Below are 1,866 nucleotides of genomic sequence, written 5' to 3'. Positions count from 1 at the left end.
TTCTTGCGGATGCCCAGCTCATGGATGTCCAGATCACCGATGGTCTGCGCGTTGCGCGGCACATAGCACTTGTCGAACTGGCCGTGGATGATCTCGTTTGAACGCAGCACGTTCTCGAAGCGCCACAGCTGATACAGACTGCCCAGATAAATGCGCTGCGCGTTGCCGACGATGCCCATCGCGCGTTCGAACAGGCGCTCGAAGAACGACACGCGCCCCTGCTTGTCGCTGCCGACCAGATAGACGCGGCCGGTCTGATACGACGAAATCGCCAGCGACATGTTGTTGCCGGCGAGCCACGCGGCGAGTCCGCGCGAGCAACTTTTTTCGACGAACTGGGGTTTGGGAGGCGTGACAGCCTGTTCTGTTGCTGTTTCTTCAGCGAGATCGCTTGACGGCGCCGGCTCGGTCGTCAATTCGCTCGATGACTTTAGGGCCTCTCCAGTTCCTGCATCGCGGTCACTTTCGACATGCGCTTGCTGCGGTTCAGTCGCGAAGGCTTTTTCTCTACGTGCCACAAAGTTCTCCCATTTCTCTTAGCTATGCTCTATCGGCGATCACAGGGGCCAACCCGCCAGATTTCAACCAAATCATTACTGATTCTGCGCTGCGTGGTTTTGATTCCTTTCGACCGCGCCCACCGTCCTAGCCTTTTGGCGTTGTTAATCGATAGCTCACCAAAATCCACCTCAAGTACGAGACTCTCGCCATCCTTAAGCGCCAGAAGTTGCTTTTGCTCGACGGAGAGACTTTTCATCCTCTCGATTGGAAACGGAATGCCTCGCTCGATCTTTCCGACGGTATAACCTTCAAACACCGTTGCTTTCATAGCATTCCATCAGATAACACCAAGCCGCCAAATTCGAACGGTATCCTCATCGACCATACGGTAGGCGATTCGCACACGACGTCCTCGTGCCCATGTCGACAGGCGCGAAGCGATGCGTGAAGCGTTGCGCGATTCCCATTTTGGGATGACACCCTTGCCGTCGGCGATGCGAAGCGTTTGCAGTAAAAAGCTGTCCCCATCTTGCAGTTCAAGCACGCGCTGCTGAGCCGGCGTGAGCATGATCTGCATTCGTTGAGAGATCTCCAATGGCGTAGATGACAGTTTTTGCGCCTTTGGCATCATTCGATCTCTTTCTGGGCTCTTCGGAATCTCATCGCATATCTCCGGGTCTTGATCTTTGATGCTGATAAAGAAATCCCGACGGTGGGAAACACCGCCGGGATGACTCCATTCGCACCAACTTACACAAGGTTCTTTCTCTTCCCTTACCAGCTGTACCGCAAGCCGACCTGGCCGCCGAGGAAGCTGTTCATCGCGCCGCCATCGAGCCAGTTCGCACCGCCGTAGAAGGTGAGGTTGCGCACCTTGACGTTGATGCCGGCATCGACCAGCGCACTGGTGCCGCGCGTGCTGGTCTGGCCGAAGAACGTGTCATCGACGCTGTAGCGGTTGACGCCGTTGAACTCGTGCACCGCGGACACCGACACGTACGGCGTCCACACGGTGCCGTCGTTGGCGGTGGAGTAGCTTTTGCTGACCATCACGCCCAGACGTCCGCGCGAGGAGGTGTCACCGGCGGAGTTGAAGCCGGCCAGGGTGTCGATCTGCGATTTGACGTCGAGCACGCGGTTCCAGGTGTACTGCAACTGCGGTGCGATCTGCAGGCCGTTGTCCAGCGTCCAGGTCTTGCCGGTTTCCACATTGAACGCATCGGTGTTGCCTTTGACCCAGGCTTCGCCGGCCGCCGCATGCAGGCGGCTGGTGAAGTCCATTTCGCGGAACGACGCATCCAGATACACGCCATCGGCGGAGATCCAGGTGATGTAGCCGCCGCCGGTGGTGCCCTTGATGCGGGC

The 1,866-nt window shown here is 57.7% G+C and carries 4 protein-coding genes; all 4 read right to left on the bottom strand.

The features are described 5' to 3' along the window. Positions 1-416: DUF4915 domain-containing protein (locus tag GSQ73_RS00020; protein ID WP_158879611.1), on the bottom strand; the 416-nt coding region annotated here is incomplete at its 3' end. A 131-nt stretch (positions 417-547) separates the two neighbouring features. Continuing rightward, positions 548-829, bottom strand: coding sequence for a hypothetical protein (locus GSQ73_RS00015; RefSeq protein ID WP_158879609.1), 282 nt, complete (start codon positions 827-829; stop codon positions 548-550). 9 nt (positions 830-838) lie between these two features. Beyond that, positions 839-1,078 (bottom strand): hypothetical protein, encoded by a 240-nt coding sequence (locus GSQ73_RS00010; protein WP_158879607.1) that lies wholly within the window; start codon positions 1,076-1,078, stop codon positions 839-841. A gap of 197 nt (positions 1,079-1,275) precedes the next feature. Continuing rightward, on the bottom strand, positions 1,276-1,866 hold a 591-nt coding region (locus GSQ73_RS00005; protein WP_158879605.1), incomplete at its 5' end, for an autotransporter outer membrane beta-barrel domain-containing protein.

This window comes from Rhodanobacter sp. L36, assembly GCF_009765755.1.
In the GTDB taxonomy this organism is placed as follows: domain Bacteria; phylum Pseudomonadota; class Gammaproteobacteria; order Xanthomonadales; family Rhodanobacteraceae; genus Rhodanobacter.
Note: the sequence above shows the minus strand (reverse complement) of the source record. Positions and strands in the feature narration are given on the sequence as shown.

Excerpts from the sequence above, each read along its gene's own strand:
- GSQ73_RS00015 (WP_158879609.1), bottom strand. The coding sequence starts at position 829 with ATGAAAGCAACGGTGTTTGAAGGTTATACCGTCGGAAAGATCGAGCGA.
- GSQ73_RS00010 (WP_158879607.1), bottom strand. The coding sequence starts at position 1,078 with ATGCAGATCATGCTCACGCCGGCTCAGCAGCGCGTGCTTGAACTGCAA.